Here is a 20,227-nt window from a genome sequence, read left to right as displayed (position 1 = left end):
TGTGCCGCGCCGCTCCCGGCTGCCGCGCCGCCGCGCGGAGGGCCGCGCGCCGGGGCGGTCACCTGGCTTCCACCGCTGCCCTGTCCTGCCGGGCCGCCGGACCGCCGGGCCGCCGGACCGCCGGGCCGCCGGGCCGCCGGGTCCTCCCGCCCGGGCGGGGCCCTGTGGCGTGCGGCCCCCGGCTCGCGCGGCCCCCGGTCCCCGGACCGCAGGTCGCCTCACCTCGACCTCAGCCGATGGGCGGCGTCTCCGGCCGCAGCGCCTCCCGGAGCCGTGCCATCCCCCAGTCCAGATCCTCCTCGGAGATCACCAGCGGCGGCGCGAGGCGGACGGTCGCCCCGTGGGTGTCCTTCACCAGCACACCCCGCTCCAGCAGCCGCTCCGAGAGCTGCCGCCCGGTGCCGGCGCCCGGCGGGAGGTCCAGGCCGGCCCACAGCCCGCGCCCCCGCACCGCCGCGAGCAGTCCGTCCGCCACCAGCGGGGCGAGCCCCCGGTGGAGGCGGTCACCCAGGGCCGCCGCGCGGCGCTGGTACGCGCCGGACTCCAGCAGGGCGACGACCTCCAGGGCGACCGCGCACGCCAGCGGGTTGCCGCCGAACGTGGAGCCGTGCTCCCCGGGGCGGAACACCCCCAGCACCTCCTGGGAGGACACCACCGCCGAGACCGGCACGATCCCGCCGCCCAGCGCCTTGCCCAGCAGATAGACGTCCGGGGTGACGCCCTCGTGCTCGCAGGCGAAGGTGCGGCCGGTGCGGCCCAGCCCCGACTGGATCTCGTCCGCGACGAAGAGCACGCCCCGCTCCCGGGTCAGCTCCCGCACCCCCGCGAGATAGCCGTCGGGCGGCACCACCACCCCCGCCTCGCCCTGCACCGGTTCCAGCAGCACGGCGACGGTGTCCTCCCCGACCGCCGCCTCCAGCGCCGCCAGGTCGCCGTAGGGGACGATGTCGAAGCCGGGGGTGTAGGGGCCGTGGTCGGCGCGGGCCTCCGGGTCGGTGGAGAAGCTGACGACCGTCGTCGTCCGGCCGTGGAAGTTGCCCTCCGCGACGACGATCCTGGCGCGGCCGTCCGGGACGCCCTTGACCCGGTAGCCCCATTTGCGGGCCGTTTTCACGGCGGTCTCCACGGCCTCGGCGCCGGTGTTCATCGGCAGCACGGCCTCCATGCCGCACAGCTCCGCCAGCCGGGCGCAGAATTCCGCGAAACGGTCGTGGTGGAAGGCGCGGGAGGTGAGCGTGACCCGGTCGAGCTGGTCCCGGGCGGCGGCGATCAGCCGTGGGTGACGATGGCCGAAATTGAGCGCCGAGTACCCGGCCAGCAGGTCCAGATAACGGCGCCCCTCGACATCCGTCACCCACGCGCCCTCGGCGGTGGCCACCACCACCGGCAGCGGGTGGTAGTTCCGCGCGGTGTGGGCCTCCGCGGCGGCGACGGCCGCCGAAGCCGTGTCCGGGGAGCGGGAGGGGCCGGAGGGGCCGGAACGGCCGGGAGAACCGTCGGAACCCGGGGAGCCGGAGGGAGCCGGAGAACCCGGGGCGGGGGCCGGGGCCGGGGCCGGAGCCGGGGTGCCGGACGCCGTGGAGGCGCCGGTGCCGCTGTGATCCGAACGCGCTGTCATGGCTCCTCCAAGGGGGTCTCGGACACGAGCTACCCGGCCTCCGCCGGCCCGTGGCCCGGTCTCCTTCCCACCTTCGCCGATTTCCGCCGGCGATCGCACGCATTGCGCGCACATCCCCCCCGACGGGTTCCGGAATCGGGGGGTCGGGAGCGCCCGCACACCTGAGACAATGGAGCCATGGCCCTTGATCGACCTCGTGTGCTCTCCGGTATCCAGCCCACCTCCGGTTCGTTCCACCTGGGGAACTACCTGGGCGCGGTCCGGCAGTGGGTGGCCCAGCAGGAGACCCACGACGCCTTCTACATGGTGGTGGACCTGCACGCGCTGACCGTCGTGCAGGACGCGGAGGCCCTCCGCGCCAACGCCCGGATCGCGGCGGCGCAGCTCCTCGCCGCCGGGCTCGACCCGGAGCGCTGCACCGTCTTCATCCAGAGCCACGTCCCCGAGCACGCCCAGCTCGCCTGGGTGCTCAACTGCCTCACCGGCTTCGGCGAGGCGTCCCGGATGACGCAGTTCAAGGACAAGTCCGTCAAGCAGGGCGCCGACCGCACCACGGTGGGCCTCTTCACCTATCCGGTGCTGATGGCCGCCGACATCCTGCTCTACCGGTCCGACGCCGTGCCCGTCGGCGGTGACCAGCGGCAGCACCTGGAGCTGACCCGCGTCCTCGCCGAGCGCTTCAACGCCCGCTACGGCGAGACGTTCACGGTGCCCGACGCCTTCATCGTCCCGGAGACGGCCCGGATCACCGACCTTCAGGACCCGTCGGTCAAGATGAGCAAGTCCGCCTCCACACCCAAGGGCATCGTCAACCTGCTGGACGAGCCGCGCAGCTCCGCCAAGAAGATCCGGAGCGCGGTCACCGACACCGACACGGTGATCCGCTACGACGAGGAGAAGAAGCCCGGCATCAGCAACCTCCTCACCATCTACGCCTCCCTCGCCGACACCACCGTCGCCGAGCTGGAACAGCGTTACGAGGGCAAGGGGTACGGCGCGCTGAAGACGGACCTGGCCGACGTGCTGCTCGACTGGGTGACGCCCTTCCGCGACCGGACCCGGGAATATCTGGACGACCCGGGAACGCTGAACTCGATCCTGGCCCAGGGCGCCGAGAAGGCCCGGGCCGTCGCGGCCGAGACCCTCGCCCTCGTCTACGAGCGGGTGGGTTTCCTGACCGCCAAGCACTGACCGCGGGGCCCGGACCCCGTCCGCCGGACACGGGCCGGGCCCGCCGGGAGCGGGATCCGCCCGGCGTACGTACCACAGGTACACGCACGGAGAACACGCACCGGACCACACACAGCAGCGCGACAGAACACCGGCAACACCGGAACACCGGAACACCGGAAACACCGGAAACACCGACAGGACACCGCAGGGACCGAACCGCCGGGAGGTACCGGGAGCGGTACCGGCACCGCCCGGCGCCGGCCCACCCACCACAGGAGCACCACCGCAGGAGCACCACCCCAGGGCACACCGAGGAGGCGGGCACGTCCGGATCACCAGAACGGGTCGACAGCACCGACGGGACCGGCCGGGCCGGCGGGACCGAGCCACCGACTGCAGCAGAGGAGAACGACGTGGGGACCGTGACGCTCGGCGTTTCGCTCGCGGTCCCGGAGCCGTACGGCAGCCAGCTCCAGGAGCGGCGCGCGGGCTTCGGGGACACCGCCGCGTACCACATCCGCACGCACGTCACGCTGCTGCCGCCCACGGAGGTCGACGTCGCCCTGCTGCCGGACTTCCGGCGCCATCTCGCGGAGGTGGCGGCGGATGGCCGTCCCTTCCCGGTGCGCCTGGACGGCACCGGGACCTTCCGGCCGGTCTCGCCGGTGGTCTTCGTCAAGCTGGTCGAGGGCGTCCCGGACTGCGCCGAGCTCCAGGAACGGGTGCGTTCCGGCCCCGTGGCCCGGGAGCTGCTCTTCCCGTACCACCCGCATGTGACCGTCGCCCACGGCACCTCGGAGGAGTCGATGGACCGGGCGATGGTGGAGCTGGCCGACTACACGGCCGCCTGGACGGCTCCCGGCTTCGCCCTCTACGAGCAGGCGGCCGACGGGCAGTGGCGGATGCTGAACGAATACCCGTTCGGCCAGGACGCCCCGGATCCCGGCTGCCCGGCCCGGCCCGCGCCGGCCGCCTCCCTGCCCCGCTTCTGACGGCCGCGCCGGCGCGGGGGCCCGCGCCGGCGCGGGGGCCCGCTCCGGCACCACCGGGGGGAACCGGGCCCCACCCCTGCGCCCGTTGCCGGGCCGCACCGCTGAGCTGCGCTTCCGAGCCGCGATGCGGGGGAGAAGCAGGAGGAGAAGAGGCGGTGACCCGGGGCGCTCGCTCCCCCGGGACCTGGGTGGAGGACCGACATGAACCGGCTGAGGAAGCTCCCCGTCGTGGGCCCCGCCGTCACGCGGCTGCTGCGTACCCACGCAGGCCGGGCGTTCCGGCGGCTCGGGGAGGTGCACTGGGACCGGCTCGCCGCCGCTGTCAGCTTCTTCAGCTTCGTCGCCGTCTTCCCGCTGATCAGCCTGGGCGTCACGATCACCGCCGCGCTGCTCGGCCCGGCGCAGGTGCGCGAGCTGGAGCGGCAGCTCGCCGAGCAGGTGCCGCTCTCCGCCGAGGGGCTCGGCCTCTCCCGCCTCGTCACCGATGCCGGGACCGTCGGCCTGGTCTCCGGCACGCTGTTGCTGGTCACCGGCACCCTCTGGGTCGGCTCGCTCCGCGAGTGCCTGCGCGCCGTCTGGCGCAAGGAGGAGGATCCGGGCAACCCGGTGCTGCTGCGGCTGAAGGACGGCGTGGTGCTGCTGGGCCTGGCCGCGCTGGGCCTCTGCGCCGCGGGCGGCTCCGCCTTCGCGAGCAGCGCGGTGGGCTGGGCCGCCGACCGGCTGGGGCTCGACGAGGGCGGCGTGGGCCGGGTGCTGCTCCTCCTCGCCGGGCTCGCCATCGGTGTCCTCGCGGACTTCCTGATCCTCTCCTACCTGCTGACCGGGCTGCCGCGGGTGCGCCCCGGCCGCCGGGCCGTGCTCTTCGCGGGTCTCATCGGCGCCGTCGGCTTCGAACTGCTCAAGCTGGGCCTCAGCGGCTATCTCCAGGGGGTGGCCGGGAAGAGCGTCTACGGCGCCTTCGGCGTGCCGGTGGCCCTGCTGATCTGGATCAACCTCATGGCCCGGCTGCTGCTCTTCTGTGCCGCCTGGACGGCGACCGAGGGCCCGCGGGAAGCCGCCGGAGCGGGCGCCCCGCCCGAGTCGCTGCCGGGTGAACCGCCCGCCGGCGCGTCCGTCACCGCTACGGAACTTGTTACGGAACCCGCGACGGAACCCGTGCCGGAACCCGCGCCCGTCGCGGCCCCGCCGGCCGCCGCGGGCGGCGGGACGGCGGTCGCCGCGCGTGCTCCGGGTGCCGCCGTACCCGCTCCGGCACCCCCGGCGTCCCCGGCGCCACCGTCCCCGGCGGCCGCCGCCGGTGACGCGGCAGCCGCGGCGCCGCGGCCGGCACCTCCGGCGGTCCGGCCCTGAGGCCCGGCGCGCCGCCGGGCCTCAGGACCGCGGTGGGACCGCGGCGTGAGCGCGGCGCGGGGCCGTGGAGCCCGTGGTGCCGGCCCGGGACGGCGGTCGTCAGTCCTCCGGCCGCTGCCTCACCAGCTCCGGCAGCGGCCAGCGGCGGTGCAGCAGCAGCCCCGCCGCGGCCAGTACCACCAGCAGCCCGGCCGTGAGGCCCAGCACGGTCCCCAGCCCGCCGCCGGATTCCCGGCCGGCCGCCTCGCCGCCGGAACCCGCGGTGGCCGCTCCGTCACCAGCTGTGTTCTTGCCGTCCTGGCCGTTCTCGCCGCTGCTGCCGCCCGCCTCTCCGTGACCGGGCGTCTCCGCGCTCCGGGGCGGGACCAGGGTGCCGACCGGCTCCGTCTTCCCGGCCGCGGCGAAGCCCCAGTCCAGCAGCTTCGCCGCCTCCCGGTAGACCGCGTTGTGCTTCTCCGACTCCGGGTTCATCACGGTGACCAGCAGCTTCCGCTCACCGCGCTGCGCGACTCCGGTGAAGGTGTAGCCGGCCTGGGAGGTGTAGCCGTTCTTGATCCCGGCGAGGCCCTCGTACGCGGGGAGGTCGTAGTCGCCGGTGAGCAGCCGGTCGGTGTTCTGGATCGCGAAGGTGGTCCGCTTCTTCTTCCCGGTCTTCTTGTCCTTCTTCCACTCGCCGGGGAAGTCGGCGGTGAGCGTCGAGGAGTAGTCGCGGAAGTCCGGGTTCTGCAGCCCGGAGCGGGCGAACAGCGTCAGGTCGTAGGCGCTGCTGACCTGGCCCGGGGCGTCGTACCCGTCGGGGCTGACGACGGTGGTGTCCAGGGCGTTGAGCTCCTTGGCGTGCTTCTGCATCTCCCGGACGGTCTTGTCGATGCCCCCGTTCATCGCGGACAGCACGTGCACCGCGTCGTTGCCGGAGCGGAGGAAGACCCCGAGCCACAGGTCCCGCACGGTGTAGGTGAGGTCCTCCTTGACGCCCACCGCGCTGCTGCCCGGGCCGACGCTCTCCAGCTCCGAGCGGAGCGCCTTGTGCTCCTGCTCCGGGTCGAACGCGGGCAGCACGGTGTCCGCGAAGAGCATCTTCAGGGTGGACGCGGGCGGGAGCCGCCAGTGGGCGTTGTGCGCGGCGAGCACGTCGCCCGACTCGGCGTCGGCCACGATCCAGGCGCGTGCGGTCAGCTTCTTCGGCAGGCCGGGGGCGTCCGGGCCCGGGTCGGCCTGGGTGCCGGGCCGGCCGAGCCGGTCACCGCCCACCGTGGACATCCGGGCGGGGGGTTTCGGCGCCTTCTCCTTCCCGTCGTCCCGGTCCGCGGCGTGCGCGGGCCCCGCGAGGACGGGGGAGAGCAGCAGGGCGGCGAGGAGGGCCGGTACGGCCGATATGAGACGTCCCCGCCGGGGCGGGACGGTACGGGCGGCCGGTACGGCCGGTGGCGAAACAGGCACGACGGTGAAAGTACCGCGTCCCGGGAGCGAACGGCACTCCGATACGGCCGAGTTGCGCCACGGTGGCCACGGGACGGGCGCGGCCGGGCCGCGCCGTCCGTGCGCCCGGCGCCCGTACCGCCGCACGGGGCGGCCGGCGACCCGGGTGCGGCCCGGATGCCGTCGGGACGGCGGGGGACGGCCTGGGAGCGGGGCCGTGCCCCGAGCGGCGGCGCGCGTCCCCGGCCCGCCGTCGGATGGAGGCGCGGACAGGCGGGAGGGCATCCCGGCGGGCGGAGCGGGCATGGCCGGGAGTGCGCGCGGACCCGCGCGCGGGGGCGGACGCGCCCGGCGCCGCGCCGACCCGCGCGGGTGGGTGGTGTGGCGTGCGGTGATACTGGACCGCATGTCGCGTACCGCAGTGGACCCTCCGGCCACCGTTCCCCGGCCTCCGGTGCTGGGCCCCCGGACGTCCTGGTTCCTGCTCGCCTTCGGCGTGTGGAGCTGGGTCATCTGGATCACCTTCGTCAAGAACCTCTGGGGCAACGGCAGCGGGCTGGCCTTCGACGACGCGGGGGAGCCGACCGCGTACTTCTGGGTGCACCTGCTGCTCGCCGTCGCCTCCTTCCTGCTGGGGACCGCCGTCGGGCTGGTGGGGCTGCGCGGGGTCCGGGCCTGGCGGGCGGTGCGCCGGGCGGCGGCCGGCGGCCCGGGGGCCGCGGAGGTCTCCGGGAACGGGGCGGAAGCCGACGGAGGGCGATCGTGATCGTCGTTCTGGTGTTCGCGCTGATACTCGGGGTGCTGGGCCTCGTCCACTGGTACCTGTGGCGCCGGATCGTGCGCGACACCACCGCGCCGGGCAGCCTGGGCCGGCGTGTCGGCACGGTCATGGCCTTCGCGCTGCCGCTGACCACCCTCGGGTCACAGCTCAGCGGCCGGCTGGGAGCGCCGTTCGCGGTGGAACAGGTGCTGGCCTGGCCCGGGTATCTCTGGCTGGCCGTGGTGCTCTACCTGACCCTGGCGCTGCTGGCCGGCGAGGCCGTCCGCCCGGTGCTGCTGCGGCTGCTCGCCGCCCGGGACGCGCGCCGGGCCGGCGCGGCCCCGGCCCCGAACCCGCCCGCCGCGAGCGGGACCACCCGGGACGAGACGGCCCGGGACGGGACCACCCGGGACGGGACGGCCCAGGACGGGGCCACCCCGGCCACGGCCGCCGTCCGTGGCGGTGCCACCGTGCCGGAGGAGTCCGCCACCTCGCACTCCGCCGCCGGTCCCTCCGCCACCGCCACCGCCACCGCGCGGACCGCCTCCGGCACCGGCACCGGCACCGGGCCCGGCACACCGCACGGCGAACCCGGCGGGGACGCCGGCCACGCCGGCCCCTCCACCCCCACCGAGGGGCCCGCGCCCGCCACCCCCGGGCCGGGCGCGGACCGTCCCGCCGGACCGTCCCGCCGGCTGTTCGTGGCCCGTACGGTGGCCGTGGCGGCCTCCGCGGTGGCGCTGGGCACGGTGGGCAACGGCGCGCGCGGCGTGCTGGACGGCCCCGCGGTCAAGCGGGTCACGGTGCCGCTGGCCAAGCTGCCGCGGGCCGCGCACGGTTACCGGATAGCCGTGGTGAGCGACGTCCACCTCGGGCCGGTGCTGGGCCGTGCGCACGCCCGGCGGGTCGTGGAGACCGTCAACCGCACCCAGCCGGACCTGGTGGCCATCGTCGGCGACCTCGTGGACGGGGACGTCGCGGACCTCGGACCGGCCGCGGAGCCCCTGGCCGATCTGCGCGCCCGCGACGGCTCGTTCTTCGTCACCGGCAACCACGAGTACTTCTCCGGGGCGGGCCAGTGGGTGGACCACGTGCGGGAGCTCGGGGTGCGGCCGCTGGAGAACGAGCGCGTCGAGCTGCCCGGCTTCGATCTGGCCGGCGTCAACGACCTGGCGGCCGAGACCGAGCCGGGCGCGCAGGGCCCGGACTTCGGCCGGGCGCTGGGCGACCGGGACACGGCGCGCGCGTCGGTGCTCCTCGCCCACCAGCCGGTGCTGATCGACGAGGCGGTACGGCACGGGGTGGACCTCCAGCTCTCCGGCCACACCCACGGCGGCCAGCTCTGGCCGGGCGAGTACCTCGCGGCCCTCGCCAACCCGACCGTCGCGGGGCTGGAGCGGTACGGGGACACCCAGCTCTACGTGTCACGGGGCGCCGGGGCCTGGGGCCCGCCGGTGCGGGTGGGTGCGGAATCGGACATCACGGTGGTCACCCTGGCCTCACGCGACGCCTGAACCACCCCGCGCCGCCTGATCATTTGTGACCATTCTCGACTGTCGCCGACTAAACCCGACCGACGCGTTTGATCCGCCGAACGGCTGAAAACAGCTGGGTGCACACGGCTATGCGCCGACTGCGCCCTGTGTTTAAGTGAGGCAGATCACCGGACGGGTGGCGCTGCCGGCAGCGCCCCTTCCACCGGTGTGCGCAGACGCGGGCGGTGGGAGGGGGCAGCCGTGCAGTGGTTCCAGGTCCGGACCGTGGCGATCGTCATCGCCGTGTTCGTCACGGTCGGGGTGGCCGGCATCCGGCTGCTGGAGACCTACGAGCGGGGCGGCCGCCCCATCGTGGTCGGCACCACGGACACGGTCACCACGCTCGACCCGGCCGGCGCCTACGACGCCGGCTCCTGGGCCGTCTACGCCAACCTCTACCAGTCGCTGCTCACCTTCGGGCGCGCCAAGGAGGAGCCTGTCCCCGACGCCGCCCGTGACTGCGCCTTCACCGACGCCCAGCTCCTGGAGTACACCTGCGAACTGCGCCCGGGGCTGAAGTTCTCCGACGGGGCCGAACTCACCGCGGAGGCGGTCAAGTTCTCCTTCGACCGTGTCCGCCGGATCGACAGCGCGCAGGGCCCGGGCCCCCTGCTGGACACGCTGGACGAGGTGCGGGCCGAGGGCGACACCGTCGTCTTCGCGCTGCGCGTGCCCGACGCCACCTTCCCGTTCAAGATAGCCACCGGCGCCGGCTCGATCGTCGACCCGCGGTCGTACCCGCCCGACCGGCTCCGCGAGGACGGGGACGTCAACGGCTCGGGCCCGTACCGCGTCGAGAGCTGGTCCCCCGGCCGGGAGGCGCGGCTGGTGCCCAACTCCGGCTACGACGGCGCCGTCCCGGACCTCGGCGGCCGGGTCACCGTGCGGTACTACGGAACCCCCGACGCGCTGCGGACCGCCTGGGAGAAGCGCGAGGTGGACGTCGTCGGCCGGAGCCTGCCGCCCCGGGCGCTGACCGACGCGGTCGAGTCGGCGGCCCGCGACGTCAACGTGGCGGAGTCCACCGCGTACGCCACCCGCTCCCTGGTGTTCAACCTCCGCCAGGACTCGCCGCTCGCCGAACCCGCCGTGCGCCGGGCGATCGCCGCCGTCGTCGACCGCCAGGCCGTCGCGCGGGACGTCCACAAGCGCACCGTCACCCCGCTCTACTCGCTCATCCCGACCGGGGTCAACGGCCACACCACCTCCTACTTCGAGAACGACCCCAAGCCGGACCGGGCCCGCGCCCGTGACCTCCTGGAGGACGCCGGCGTCGAGACCCCGGTCTCCTTCGGCATCGCCTACTCGCAGGGCACCGCCACCGACGCCGAGGCCCGGGAACTCGCCCGGCAGCTGGAGGCGACGGGGCTGTTCGAGGTGGAGGTGGAACGGTACGACTGGGACGCGTTCCAGCGGGGCTACGCCGACGGCGCCTATGACGCCTTCTGCATCGGCTGGATCGCCGACTTCCCCGACCCGGAGACCTTCACGGCCCCCGTCGTCGGAGCCAACTCGGCCTTCCACAACGCCTACCGCGACAGCCGGGTCGACCGTCTCATCCGCTCCACGCAGCGCACCACCGACCGCCGCGACGCCGCCGAGGAGTTCCGGGCCATCCAGGAGATCGTCGCCGAAGACGTCCCGCTGCTCCCGCTCTGGGAGCGGAAGGACCACGTGCTCTCCACCGACGGGATCGCCGGCGCCCAGTACCTGACGGACGGCCGCGGCACCTGGCGGCTCTGGGAACTGAGCCGGATCTGACCGCCCGCGCCCGCGGCACCTCACCGCGGCACCCCACCACGACACGCGATGCACCACCCACGGAGCCCGGTACATACCGATCGACGGTATGTACCGGGCTCCGTGGGTGAGAGCGGTGCGGGGTCTCAGTAGCGGCGCGTGATCAGCGCCCGCTTGACCTCCTGGATCGCCTTCGTCACCTCGATGCCCCGCGGGCACGCCTCGGTGCAGTTGAAGGTGGTGCGGCAGCGCCAGACGCCCTCCTTGGAGTTGAGGACCTCCAGCCGCTGCTCACCGCCCTCGTCGCGGGAGTCGAAGATGAAGCGGTGCGCGCCCACGATGGCCTGCGGGCCGAAGTACTGCCCGTCGTTCCAGAAGACCGGGCAGGACGAGGTGCACGCGGCGCACAGGATGCACTTGGTGGTGTCGTCGAACCGCTCGCGGTCCTCGGGGCTCTGGAGCCGCTCGCGGGTCGGCTCGTTCCCCTTGGTGACCAGGAACGGCATCACGTCCCGGTACGCCTGGAAGAACGGCTCCATGTCGACCACGAGGTCCTTCAGGACCGCCAGGCCCTTGATGGGCTCCACCGTGATCGGCTTGTCGGGGTTGATGTCCTTGATCAGCGTCTTGCAGGCCAGCCGGTTGCGGCCGTTGATGCGCATGGCGTCCGAACCGCAGATGCCGTGCGCGCAGGAGCGCCGGAAGGTCAGCGTGCCGTCGAGATCCCACTTGATCTTGTGGAGGGCGTCGAGCACCCGCTCCTTCGGGTCGATCTCCAGCGCGAAGTCCTGCCAGGTGACCTCGGCGGAGACCTCCGGGTTGAACCGGCGGATCCGGAAGGTGACGGTGATCAGCTCGGTGGCGGTCGCTCCCGCCGGCGCGTCCTGCGGCTCGTTCTTGTCGAGCGTTGCGGTGCTCATCAGTACTTACGCTCCATCGGCTGGTAGCGGGTCGTGACGACCGGCTTGTAGTCGAGCCGGACCGACTCGGTGCCGTCCTCGCCCACCTCGCGGTACGCCATGGTGTGCCGCATGAAGTTGACGTCGTCGCGGTTGGGGAAGTCCTCGCGGTAGTGACCGCCGCGGGACTCCTTGCGGGCCAGCGCGGACACGGCCGTCACCTCGGCCAGTTCGAGCAGGTTGCCCAGTTCCAGGGCCTCCAGCAGGTCCGTGTTGAACCGCTTGCCCTTGTCCTGGACCGAGACGTTCCGGTAGCGCTCGCGCAGCGCCCGGATCTCCTCGACCGCGGTCTTCAGGGTCTGCTCGGTGCGGAACACCATGACGTTGGCGTCCATGGTCTCCTGGAGCGCCTTGCGGATCTCGGTGACGCGCTCACTGCCGGTGGCGTCCCGCATCCGCTCGACCTCACCGGTGACCAGGGCGGCCGGGTCCTCGGGCAGCTCGACGAAGTCGCTCGCCGCCGCGTACTCGGCGGCGGCGATGCCCGCGCGCCGGCCGAAGACGTTGATGTCCAGCAGCGAGTTGGTGCCCAGCCGGTTGGCGCCGTGCACCGACACGCAGGCCACCTCGCCCGCCGCGTACAGGCCCGGCACGACGGTGGTGTTGTCCGCCAGCACCTCGCCCTGGACGTTGGTCGGGATGCCGCCCATGGCGTAGTGCGCGGTCGGCTGGATCGGGATCGGGTCCGTGTACGGCTCGATGCCCAGGTACGTCCGCGCGAACTCGGTGATGTCCGGCAGCTTGGCGTCGAGCTGCTCCGGCGGCAGGTGCGTCAGGTCCAGGAAGACGTGGTCGCCGTCGGGGCCGCAGCCGCGCCCCTCGCGGATCTCGGTGTAGATCGAGCGGGAGACGACGTCACGCGAGGCGAGGTCCTTCATGACGGGCGCGTACTTCTCCATGAAGCGCTCGCCGTCCTTGTTGCGGAGGATGCCGCCCTCGCCGCGGGCGCCCTCGGTGAGCAGGATGCCCATGCGCCAGATGCCCGTCGGGTGGAACTGGAAGAACTCCATGTCCTCCAGCGGCAGACCGCGGCGGAGCGCGGCGGCCTGGCCGTCACCGGTGAGCGTGTGCGCGTTGGAGGACACCTTGTAGAACTTGCCGGTGCCGCCCGAGGCGAAGATCACGGCCTTGGCCTGGAAGACGTGGATCTCGCCGGTGGCCAGCTCGTAGGCGACGACGCCGGCGGTGCGCTTGACCCCGTCCGCGTCGTTGAGCAGCAGGTCCAGGACGTAGAACTCGTTGTAGAACTCCACGCCCTCCTTGATGCACGCCTGGTAGAGCGTCTGGAGGATCATGTGGCCGGTGCGGTCCGCGGCGTAGCAGGACCGGCGGACCGGGGCCTCGCCGTGGTTGCGGCTGTGGCCGCCGAAGCGGCGCTGGTCGATGGTGCCGCCCGGGGTGCGGTTGAACGGCAGGCCCATCTTCTCCAGGTCGAGGACCGCGTCGATGGCCTCCTTCGCGAGGATCTCGGCGGCGTCCTGGTCGACCAGGTAGTCACCGCCCTTGACCGTGTCGAAGGTGTGCCACTCCCAGTTGTCCTCCTCGACGTTGGCGAGGGCGGCGGCCATGCCGCCCTGCGCGGCGCCGGTGTGGGAGCGGGTCGGGTAGAGCTTCGTCAGGACCGCGGTCCGGCTGCGCTTGGTCGACTCGATCGCCGCGCGCATGCCCGCGCCGCCGGCGCCGACGATGACGGTGTCGTACTTGTGGATCTTCATGGTCTCGTCAGCCCCGGCTCTAGCGGATGTTCGGGTCGAAGGTGAAGATCACCAGCGTGCCCAGCAGGATGGTGAACACCGTGGCGGTCCACAGCAGCGTCTTCAGCCAGAAGCGCGTGCCGTCCCGCTCGGCGTAGTCGTTGATCACCGTCCGCAGGCCGTTCGCGCCGTGCAGCATCGCCAGCCACAGCATCAGCAGGTCCCAGACCTGCCAGAACGGGGAGGCCCAGCGACCGGCCACGAAGGCGAAGTTGATCTTCTGCACCCCGCCGTCCAGCACGAGCTGGAGCACGAGGTGGCCGATGACGAGGACGGTCAGGAGGATGCCGGAGAGCCGCATGAACAGCCAGCCCTGCATCTCGAAGTTGCTCCGGGCGGAGCGCGGCGTCCGGGGGGACCGGGCGCGGGGCGGCTCGATGACCGGGGCCGGGTTGTCCACGCTGTGGCCGGCGGAGGAACCGGTCAGCTCGACGGACGCGCTGTCGGTGGTGGCCATGGCTCTCAGCTCCCGAAGACTTCGCTCGCGGCGTGGCCGAGGACGGGGTACAGCGCCCCGGCCATCAGCACCACCCAGATGGCCATGACCGTCCAGAGCATCTGCTTCTGGTAGCGGGCCCCCTTGGACCAGAAGTCCACGGCGACGACGCGCAGGCCGTTGAGGGCGTGGAAGAGGATGGCGGCGACGAGGCCGTACTCCATCAGTGCCACGAGGGGGTTCTTGTAGGTGGCGACCACCGCGTCGTACGCCTCGGGGGAGACCCGGACGAGCGAGGTGTCGAGCACATGGACGAACAGGAAGAAGAAGATGAGGACGCCGGTGACTCGGTGAGCCACCCAGCTCCACATGCCTTCCCGGCCGCGGTACAGCGTTCCAGCCGGCACGGACTTACCCTCCGGAAGCGGGACTGGGGCCTGCCGGCTCCGATGTCGGTATGGCCCAGGCCGGGTACGGTCCACCGGCCCCGGCCATCGTAGCGACGCCGGACCGGATCACTCCCACGGGGGGCTCAGGTGTGATCAAACAGGCACGTACGGGCTAGGTCCGGCGCGCTTCGCGGGCCCGCCCCGGCCTCCGTGACCCGGCGGGGACCCCGCGAGGGCCCCGCCGCGGCGCGGGCTCCGGTGGGCCGGAGCCGGTCACGGGCCCGCGGGGGAGAGGCCGCCCCCGCACACCAGACGGGCCAGCCGGCCGAGGCTCAGCCGGCGCAGTTCCTCCGCCGCCACCAGCCGCTCCTTCTCCGGCTCGTGGCCGAGCCGGGTGCGCAGTCCCGCCAGCACGTGATCGAGCGACTCCGCCGGGTCCACACCGTCGAGGCAGATGACGAAACCGTGCCCGAAGCGGCTCTCGTAGGCGGCGTGCGCGGCACGCAGCGCGGTGTGCGCGGCCCGCGCCCCCGGCCTGCGCCGGACGACGGGGTCGGTCCGCACCGGGCCCTGGCCCTCACGGGAGCCGGCGAGGGCCGTCCGCCCCCGCTCTCCGGCGCGGCTCCGCGGCAGCGGCAGCGTCGGCAGCCCCGCCGCGCCGGGCGACGCGGCCGGCCCCGCCGGCCGGGGTGGGACGGGCGGGCGGTCCGTTCCGGGAGCGGTGAAGCCGGGGGTGGTGGGCCCCGGGGAGCCGGGTCCGGGGGCGCGGGACCCGGAGCGGCCCGCTGCCGTGCCGGTGCCGGTGCCGGTCTCCGGGTCCGGCGACTCCGGGACCGGTTCCCGGGCGAGTGCCTCGGCGAGGTCGGCCGGGGTGAGGTCGTAGCTCGCCTCGTCGGCCGCGGCGAGCAGGGCGTCGAGATCCGGGTACGGCCGGTGACCGGCGAGCCGCCGGGCCCACCGGCGGCTGCCGCAGCAGGAGAGCAGGGCCTCCTCCGCGGCGCCGGACGGCTGGCTGTTGAAGTGGTCGAGGCCGGAGACGGTGGACTCCTCGGTCGGTCCCCCGGTCGGGGTGACGGATACGTATGGGGCGCCTGATCGGGAGGCGCCGTGCACACACGGTGAAAGTACTGGGACGAAGCGCAACCGTAGCGGTCGGTGACGACCCCCATGCCACAGATGCGCGAATTTCACCCGGCGGACAGGGATTTTGACGCGGCTTTGACAGCTCCACCGGGTGCCCGGCCACGGCCCCGGGCCGCGCTGCTCCGCTCCCCGTCCCCCGGGCGCTCCCTCGCCGCCCGCGCGGCCCCGGCCTGCGCGGATGCGCCGTCGCCGGCGGTGTCCGCAGCCGCTCGCCGCCACTGTGGCGGGACCGCCCTCCGGGGGATTCCCCGCCGATCGGGGCGGGTTCGCGCGTGGGGTGGAGGGGAAAGCGCGTGCGGGGTCCTACCGTCGCGGGTGACGTGGGTGAACAGCCCGGGTGGACCCGGGTGAACCCGGGTGAGCAAGGAGGCTTCCCTTGACCGTGCCGTTTCTCTCGCGGGGTTCCTCCCGGGGCTTCCCGCCCGGTTCCCGGCCCGGCGCCGGGCGCGGCGCCCCGTCCGGCTCCTCCCGGGCCGTGTCCCCGGGGGCCTCGCCCGGCCGTCCGTCCGGCGCCCCGTCCGCGTCCGTGTCCCCCGCCCGGCGGAGCCTCCCGCCCTCCGGCACCGGACCCGCCCGGTCTCCGCGGTGGCTGCCCCTGCGCGCCGCCGCGGCCGCCGCGGCGGTGCTGTTCGCCGCGACGGCCTGCACCGGGAGCTCGTCCGAGGCCGAGTCCCCGCCGACCACGCCCACCCGCTCCTACCCGCCGTCCTCCCCGCCGCTCACCATCCCCGCCGTCCGGGACTTCGAGAGCGCCCGGGGCCCCGGCTGGCGGCCCGGGAGTGACAGCCGGGTCGTCGCCGATCCGGACGGCCCGCTCGCCGACGAGGCCCGAACCGTCGCCGCGGAGCTGGACATCCCCCACGCCAAGGGCCCCGCCCGCCAGGGCGATCTCGAACTCGCCATCGAACCGGACCAGACGGGCGGGGCCGAGGCGTACCGCATCACCACCGGCAACGGTCAGGTCCGGATCACCGGCTCCGCCGACGCCGGCGTCTTCTACGGCACGCGCACCGTCCTCCAGGTCCTGCGGGCGGGCTCCGCCTTCCCCGAGGGCACCGTCCAGGACCGGCCGGACCGGGCGCAGCGCGGGCTCATGCTCGACATCGCGCGCAAGCACTTCAGCGCGGGCTGGATCGAGGACCGGATCCGGGAGATCGCCGACCTGAAGTACAACCAGCTCGGCCTCCACTTCTCCGACGACCAGGGGTTCCGCATCGAGAGCGAGACCCACCCCGACATCGTCTCGGAGCAGCACCTCACCAAGAAGCAGCTGCGGCGCATCCTCGATCTCGCCGACCGCCTGCACGTCACCGTCATTCCCGAGATCGACTCGCCCGGCCACCTCGGGGCCGTCCTCCGCGCCAACCCCGACCTGCAACTGCGCAACGCCCAGGGGCAGCCCGTGCGGGGCGCGATCGACATCGCCAAGCCCGCGTCCGCGAAGCTCATCGACGAACTGCTGCGCGAATACTCCGGGGTGTTCCCCGGCCGCTGGTTCCACATCGGCGCGGACGAGTACCCGGCCCTGATGGCGAGGGACCCGGAGGCCTCCTACCCGGGGCTGGCGGCCGAGGCCCGCCGTGAGTACGGCGCCGACGGGAAGATCCAGGATCTGGCGACCGCCTGGCTCAACGACCGCGCCGAGGTGGTGCGGAAGGCGGACAAGCGGCCCAAGGCGTGGAACGACGGTTTCTTCAACGGCGGTTCGGTCAAGCCGGACGAGGACATCGAGGTGGAGTACTGGACCGGCAAGGAGATCGGCGCCCGGCCACCGCAGGAGTACCTCCGCGAGGGCCGCAAGGTGGTCAACGTCAACGACGAGTACCTCTACTACGTGCTCGGCGAGCCGAACCAGTTCACGTACCCGACCGGCGAGCGCATCTACGCGAGCTGGACCCCGGCCGTCCTGCGGGGCACGGAGCCCGTCCCCGCGAAGCTCGCCGGGCCGGACCGGGTGCTCGGCGGCCGGTTCGCCGTCTGGTGCGACCTCGCCGGGGCGCAGACCGAGGCGCAGGTCGCGCGGGGTATCCGGATGCCGTTGCGGGCGCTCGCCCAGAAGGTGTGGGACCCGCGGAAGCCCTCGCGGAGCTGGGCGGAGTTCCAGCAGCTCGCCGAGAAGACGGATCAGGCGAAGGCCGCCGGGACCGGTGGTCAGGGCGGGTGACGCGGGACCGGTGCCCCGGCCGGAGTCGCCGCCGGGACGCGCCGGTGAGGGTCGTGGTGCCGGTACCACCGGTGGTGCCGGTGCGAGGGGAGACGGGGGAGCGGTGGCGGCGGGGGAAGCGGTGGGGCCGCGCGCGGGAGGGGCGGCCGCCGGTCCGCCCCTTCCCCTGCGAGGGACGGACCGGCATGCCCGTCGCACCGTGCCCGAACCGCCGGTGCGTCGCGCCCTCTTCAGCGCGCGGCCGTCCCGGATCGTCACAGCACCCCCGCCGGGAGGCGGATATGATCTCCGTCACTCTCCGGGGTTCCCGGTGTCCGTCGTACCGTGGACCCCGCGCGTCCCGCCGCCGTGAACCGGCGGGCCCGGGCCCGGCACCGGACGGCCGAAGCGCCGGTCCCCCGGCGAAGTGGCCGGTCCTCCGGCGAAGTGCCGGAAGGCTCGGCATCCGGGCGGTGCGGGCGTGAGGATGGCACCTCCGGGTGCGTCGGGGTCCGGCCCGCGGTCCAGTGGTACGGGTGGGTACGGCGGCCCGTACGCGTGACAGGCGGACGAAGAGGACAGCGTGGGCAAGCGTGGGGAGCGCCGGCGTGGGAGGCAGGGCGATGACGGGGGGCTGGGAGCGGCCGTCGAGCGGGCCCAGAACGGCGACGAGGACGCCTTCACCCATCTCTACCGGGAGGTGCAGCCCCGGCTGCTGGGCTATGTGCGCGGCCTGGTCGGGGACGACGCGGAGGACGTGACCGCCGAGGCGTGGCTGGAGATAGCCCGCGACCTCGGCCGCTTCCGCGGCGACGGGGACGGCTTCCGCGGCTGGACGGCGACCATCGCCCGCCACCGTGCCCTGGACCACCTGCGGCGGCAGCGGAGCCGCCCCCGCACCGGCCTGCTGGAACAGGACGTGCTGGAACTCCCGGGCCGGCAGGACACCGAACGCGAGGCGCTGGAGACGCTGTCCACCGAGGCGGCGCTGTCCATGGTCGCCGGCCTGCCGCGGGACCAGGCGGAGGCGGTGCTGCTGCGCGTGGTCGTCGGCCTCGACGGGCCGTCCACGGCGCGGGTGCTGGGCAAGCGGAGCGGGGCGGTGCGCACCGCGTCGTACCGCGGCCTGAAGCGGCTGGCCGAGGAACTGGCCGGGCGGGCCCGCCCGGGCGGCGACGCGGTGACGGCTCGCGTCCCACGGGCGCTGGGGGAAGTGGAATGAGCGGGGACCGATACTCCGACGGGAGCGCCGTGAACCGGAAGAAGGCGGAGCGTCTGCTGAACCGTGAGCTGTCCGGTGCCACGGACGACGGCCCCGGCACGGACCTCGGGAGGCTGCTGGCCGCCGCGTCCCGGCCCCTGCCGGTCGCCCCGGAACGCGCCCGGGAGCGGGAGGAGGCCGCGGTGGCCGCGTTCCGCGCGGCCCGCACCGCCGCCACCACCACCACCACCGTCACCACCGCCGGGACGCCGGACGCCGGAGCGGCGCGGACGCCCCGTCCCCGGGACGACTGGCGGCCCCGTCGGCAGGGGGGCGCGGCCCGGCTGCTGACGCGGGGCAACCGGATCAAGGCGGCCGTCTGCGGGCTGCTGGCCGGCGTGATGCTGGGCGGCGTGGCGGCGGCCGGCACGGGTGTGCTGGAGGTCCCGTTCATCTCCGGCGGCCCGGACCGCGGCCCCGGGGAGACGCGCGCCTCGGAGTCCGTCCGGCCCGCGCCCGGGGACCCCGGCCGGAACACGCCCGGCGACGAGCCCCCCGGGAACGGCGCGAGGACCGGCCCGAACGCCGGCGAGGACGGCGAGGACACCGTCTGGCGCCGCACCGAGGCGACGGAGCGGCTGTGCCTCCGGTACGGGGAAGGGAACGCGGCGAACGAGTCGGACGCCGCGAACGAGGCGAACGAGGGAGCCGTGGGCGGCAGCACGGGCGCCCCGGGTCCCAACACCGTCCGGGGCGGACTGAGCGCACCCGCCTGGCAGCGCCTCGTCGAGGCGGCGGGCGCCCCGGGCCGGGTGGCGGCCTACTGCGCCTGGGTGGCCGAGGATACGGCGGCCGAGCGCGGCGACGGGGAGGACAACGGGAACGGGGCCGGGAACGGCAACGGGAACGGCAACGGGAACGGCAACGGGAACGGCGGGAACAACGCCAACAGCGGCGGGAACAACGCGAACAGCGGTGGGAACAACGCGAACAGTGGCGGCAGCAACGCGAACAGCGGCGGGAACAACGCGAACAGTGGCGGCAGCAACGCGAACAGCGGGGGAAACAACGCGAACAGCGGGGGAAACAACGCGAACAGCGGGGGAAACAACGCGAACAGTGGCGGCAGCAACGCCAACAGCGGAGGAAACAACGCCAACAGCGGCGGGAAGAGCGGAGACGGTGGTGACTGACGAGCGGTCACCGGCCCGAAGGCGCTGATCGACGCCGTGTGCGGTCACCGTCAGCAACCGGTACGCCGAGACCTTCGTCCGATCGTGGACGTCTGGGGAGTCGGTTCGCGGCCGGGGGGCGTGGCCGGTTCGCGGCCGGTCGGTGCCGCTCCGGGCCGGGCCTCGGGGCGGGTGGCGGCCCGGGCCGCGGAGGGGCCGGGCGAGGGGCCGGGTGCGGGCCGGCCCGGGGTGTGCCGCGGTGCGCCGGGGCTGAGGCCCAGGTCAGGATCGGTGGCCCCAGGGGACGGCCGGGGTCGCCACCCCCCACAGGAGAGACCCCGGCCGTCGCTCTGGCGGGCCCTTCCGGGCCCGTACTCCCTTCAGCGCCGACCGCGCGTTTTCTGTCACACCGCTCCCGCCCGGCCCCGTCCCGGCCCCGCCCC

Annotated in this window: 16 protein-coding genes and 1 pseudogene; 9 read left to right on the top strand and 8 right to left on the bottom strand. The window is 74.2% G+C overall.

The genetic code is table 11. The features are described 5' to 3' along the window. Positions 1 to 229: 229 nt before the first annotated feature. A complete protein-coding gene (rocD, locus tag HCK00_RS08970) occupies positions 230 to 1,618 on the bottom strand; it encodes an ornithine--oxo-acid transaminase (RefSeq protein WP_168101261.1) in 1,389 nt (462 codons plus the stop codon). Positions 1,619 to 1,795: 177 nt separating this feature from the next. Here rocD and trpS point away from each other — a divergent pair, with 177 nt between their 5' ends. The 3 genes from trpS to HCK00_RS08955 all read left to right on the top strand — a co-directional run bounded on the left by trpS (position 1,796) and on the right by HCK00_RS08955 (position 5,133). Beyond that, positions 1,796 to 2,809, top strand: coding sequence for a tryptophan--tRNA ligase (trpS, locus tag HCK00_RS08965; protein WP_168101260.1), 1,014 nt, complete (start codon positions 1,796 to 1,798; stop codon positions 2,807 to 2,809). A 395-nt stretch (positions 2,810 to 3,204) separates the two neighbouring features. Then, positions 3,205 to 3,783, top strand: a complete 579-nt coding sequence (locus HCK00_RS27485; RefSeq protein WP_168101259.1) for a 2'-5' RNA ligase family protein — start codon at positions 3,205 to 3,207, stop codon at positions 3,781 to 3,783. A 201-nt stretch (positions 3,784 to 3,984) separates the two neighbouring features. Further along, positions 3,985 to 5,133, top strand: coding sequence for a YihY/virulence factor BrkB family protein (locus HCK00_RS08955; protein ID WP_240965382.1), 1,149 nt, complete (start codon positions 3,985 to 3,987; stop codon positions 5,131 to 5,133). 99 nt (positions 5,134 to 5,232) lie between these two features. Here HCK00_RS08955 and HCK00_RS08950 read toward each other — a convergent pair whose 3' ends face one another. After that, positions 5,233 to 6,510, bottom strand: coding sequence for a D-alanyl-D-alanine carboxypeptidase family protein (locus HCK00_RS08950; protein ID WP_375781939.1), 1,278 nt, complete (start codon positions 6,508 to 6,510; stop codon positions 5,233 to 5,235). A gap of 448 nt (positions 6,511 to 6,958) precedes the next feature. Between HCK00_RS08950 and HCK00_RS08945 the strand changes: the two genes are divergently transcribed. From HCK00_RS08945 to HCK00_RS08935, 3 genes are all read left to right on the top strand, one after another. Next, complete coding sequence (locus HCK00_RS08945) at positions 6,959 to 7,318, top strand: SCO4848 family membrane protein (protein WP_168101258.1); 360 nt, start codon at positions 6,959 to 6,961, stop codon at positions 7,316 to 7,318. After that, on the top strand, positions 7,315 to 8,826 hold the full coding sequence (locus HCK00_RS08940; protein ID WP_168101257.1) for a metallophosphoesterase: 1,512 nt from the start codon (positions 7,315 to 7,317) through the stop codon (positions 8,824 to 8,826). Before HCK00_RS08945 ends, HCK00_RS08940 begins: the two co-directional genes overlap by 4 nt. Before the next feature lie 222 nt (positions 8,827 to 9,048). Next, the gene (locus HCK00_RS08935; RefSeq protein ID WP_168101256.1) at positions 9,049 to 10,608 is read left to right on the top strand and encodes an ABC transporter substrate-binding protein; all 1,560 of its coding nucleotides are present in this window, start codon (positions 9,049 to 9,051) and stop codon (positions 10,606 to 10,608) included. Positions 10,609 to 10,733: 125 nt separating this feature from the next. Here HCK00_RS08935 and HCK00_RS08930 read toward each other — a convergent pair whose 3' ends face one another. The 6 genes and pseudogenes from HCK00_RS08930 to HCK00_RS28810 form a co-directional block, all read right to left on the bottom strand. Further along, entirely contained in the window at positions 10,734 to 11,507 is a 774-nt protein-coding gene (locus HCK00_RS08930) for a succinate dehydrogenase iron-sulfur subunit (RefSeq protein ID WP_168101255.1), read from the bottom strand. Beyond that, positions 11,507 to 13,261: a succinate dehydrogenase flavoprotein subunit gene (gene sdhA, locus HCK00_RS08925; RefSeq protein WP_168101254.1), complete on the bottom strand. Its 1,755-nt coding sequence runs from the start codon at positions 13,259 to 13,261 to the stop codon at positions 11,507 to 11,509. Before sdhA ends, HCK00_RS08930 begins: the two co-directional genes overlap by 1 nt. A gap of 19 nt (positions 13,262 to 13,280) precedes the next feature. Further along, positions 13,281 to 13,757, bottom strand: a complete 477-nt coding sequence (locus HCK00_RS08920) for a succinate dehydrogenase hydrophobic membrane anchor subunit (protein ID WP_168101253.1) — start codon at positions 13,755 to 13,757, stop codon at positions 13,281 to 13,283. 5 nt (positions 13,758 to 13,762) lie between these two features. After that, positions 13,763 to 14,143: a succinate dehydrogenase, cytochrome b556 subunit gene (sdhC, locus tag HCK00_RS08915; protein WP_168101252.1), complete on the bottom strand. Its 381-nt coding sequence runs from the start codon at positions 14,141 to 14,143 to the stop codon at positions 13,763 to 13,765. A gap of 255 nt (positions 14,144 to 14,398) precedes the next feature. Next, a complete protein-coding gene (locus HCK00_RS08910; protein WP_168101366.1) occupies positions 14,399 to 14,773 on the bottom strand; it encodes a 2-oxo-4-hydroxy-4-carboxy-5-ureidoimidazoline decarboxylase in 375 nt (124 codons plus the stop codon). 180 nt (positions 14,774 to 14,953) lie between these two features. Further along, positions 14,954 to 15,109 (bottom strand): annotated as a pseudogene (locus HCK00_RS28810) (2-oxo-4-hydroxy-4-carboxy-5-ureidoimidazoline decarboxylase); the annotation flags it as partial. 634 nt (positions 15,110 to 15,743) lie between these two features. Here HCK00_RS28810 and HCK00_RS08900 point away from each other — a divergent pair. From HCK00_RS08900 to HCK00_RS08890, 3 genes are all read left to right on the top strand, one after another. Further along, the gene (locus HCK00_RS08900; protein ID WP_168101365.1) at positions 15,744 to 17,432 is read left to right on the top strand and encodes a beta-N-acetylhexosaminidase; all 1,689 of its coding nucleotides are present in this window, start codon (positions 15,744 to 15,746) and stop codon (positions 17,430 to 17,432) included. Positions 17,433 to 17,994: 562 nt separating this feature from the next. Beyond that, positions 17,995 to 18,633, top strand: a complete 639-nt coding sequence (locus HCK00_RS08895) for an RNA polymerase sigma factor (RefSeq protein WP_168101251.1) — start codon at positions 17,995 to 17,997, stop codon at positions 18,631 to 18,633. After that, a complete protein-coding gene (locus HCK00_RS08890) occupies positions 18,630 to 19,805 on the top strand; it encodes a hypothetical protein (RefSeq protein WP_168101250.1) in 1,176 nt (391 codons plus the stop codon). Before HCK00_RS08895 ends, HCK00_RS08890 begins: the two co-directional genes overlap by 4 nt. Positions 19,806 to 20,227: the final 422 nt, after the last annotated feature.

Source organism: Streptomyces zingiberis (genome assembly GCF_012034935.1).
In the GTDB taxonomy this organism is placed as follows: Bacteria; Actinomycetota; Actinomycetes; order Streptomycetales; family Streptomycetaceae; genus Streptomyces; species Streptomyces zingiberis.
Note: the sequence above shows the minus strand (reverse complement) of the source record. Positions and strands in the feature narration are given on the sequence as shown.

Coding starts and splice junctions, on each gene's coding strand:
- HCK00_RS08920 (WP_168101253.1), bottom strand. CDS start 13,757: ATGGCCACCACCGACAGCGCGTCCGTCGAGCTGACCGGTTCCTCCGCC.
- sdhA (WP_168101254.1), bottom strand. CDS start 13,261: ATGAAGATCCACAAGTACGACACCGTCATCGTCGGCGCCGGCGGCGCG.
- trpS (WP_168101260.1), top strand. CDS start 1,796: ATGGCCCTTGATCGACCTCGTGTGCTCTCCGGTATCCAGCCCACCTCC.
- rocD (WP_168101261.1), bottom strand. CDS start 1,618: ATGACAGCGCGTTCGGATCACAGCGGCACCGGCGCCTCCACGGCGTCC.
- HCK00_RS08890 (WP_168101250.1), top strand. CDS start 18,630: ATGAGCGGGGACCGATACTCCGACGGGAGCGCCGTGAACCGGAAGAAG.
- HCK00_RS08930 (WP_168101255.1), bottom strand. CDS start 11,507: ATGAGCACCGCAACGCTCGACAAGAACGAGCCGCAGGACGCGCCGGCG.
- HCK00_RS08945 (WP_168101258.1), top strand. CDS start 6,959: ATGTCGCGTACCGCAGTGGACCCTCCGGCCACCGTTCCCCGGCCTCCG.
- HCK00_RS08955 (WP_240965382.1), top strand. CDS start 3,985: ATGAACCGGCTGAGGAAGCTCCCCGTCGTGGGCCCCGCCGTCACGCGG.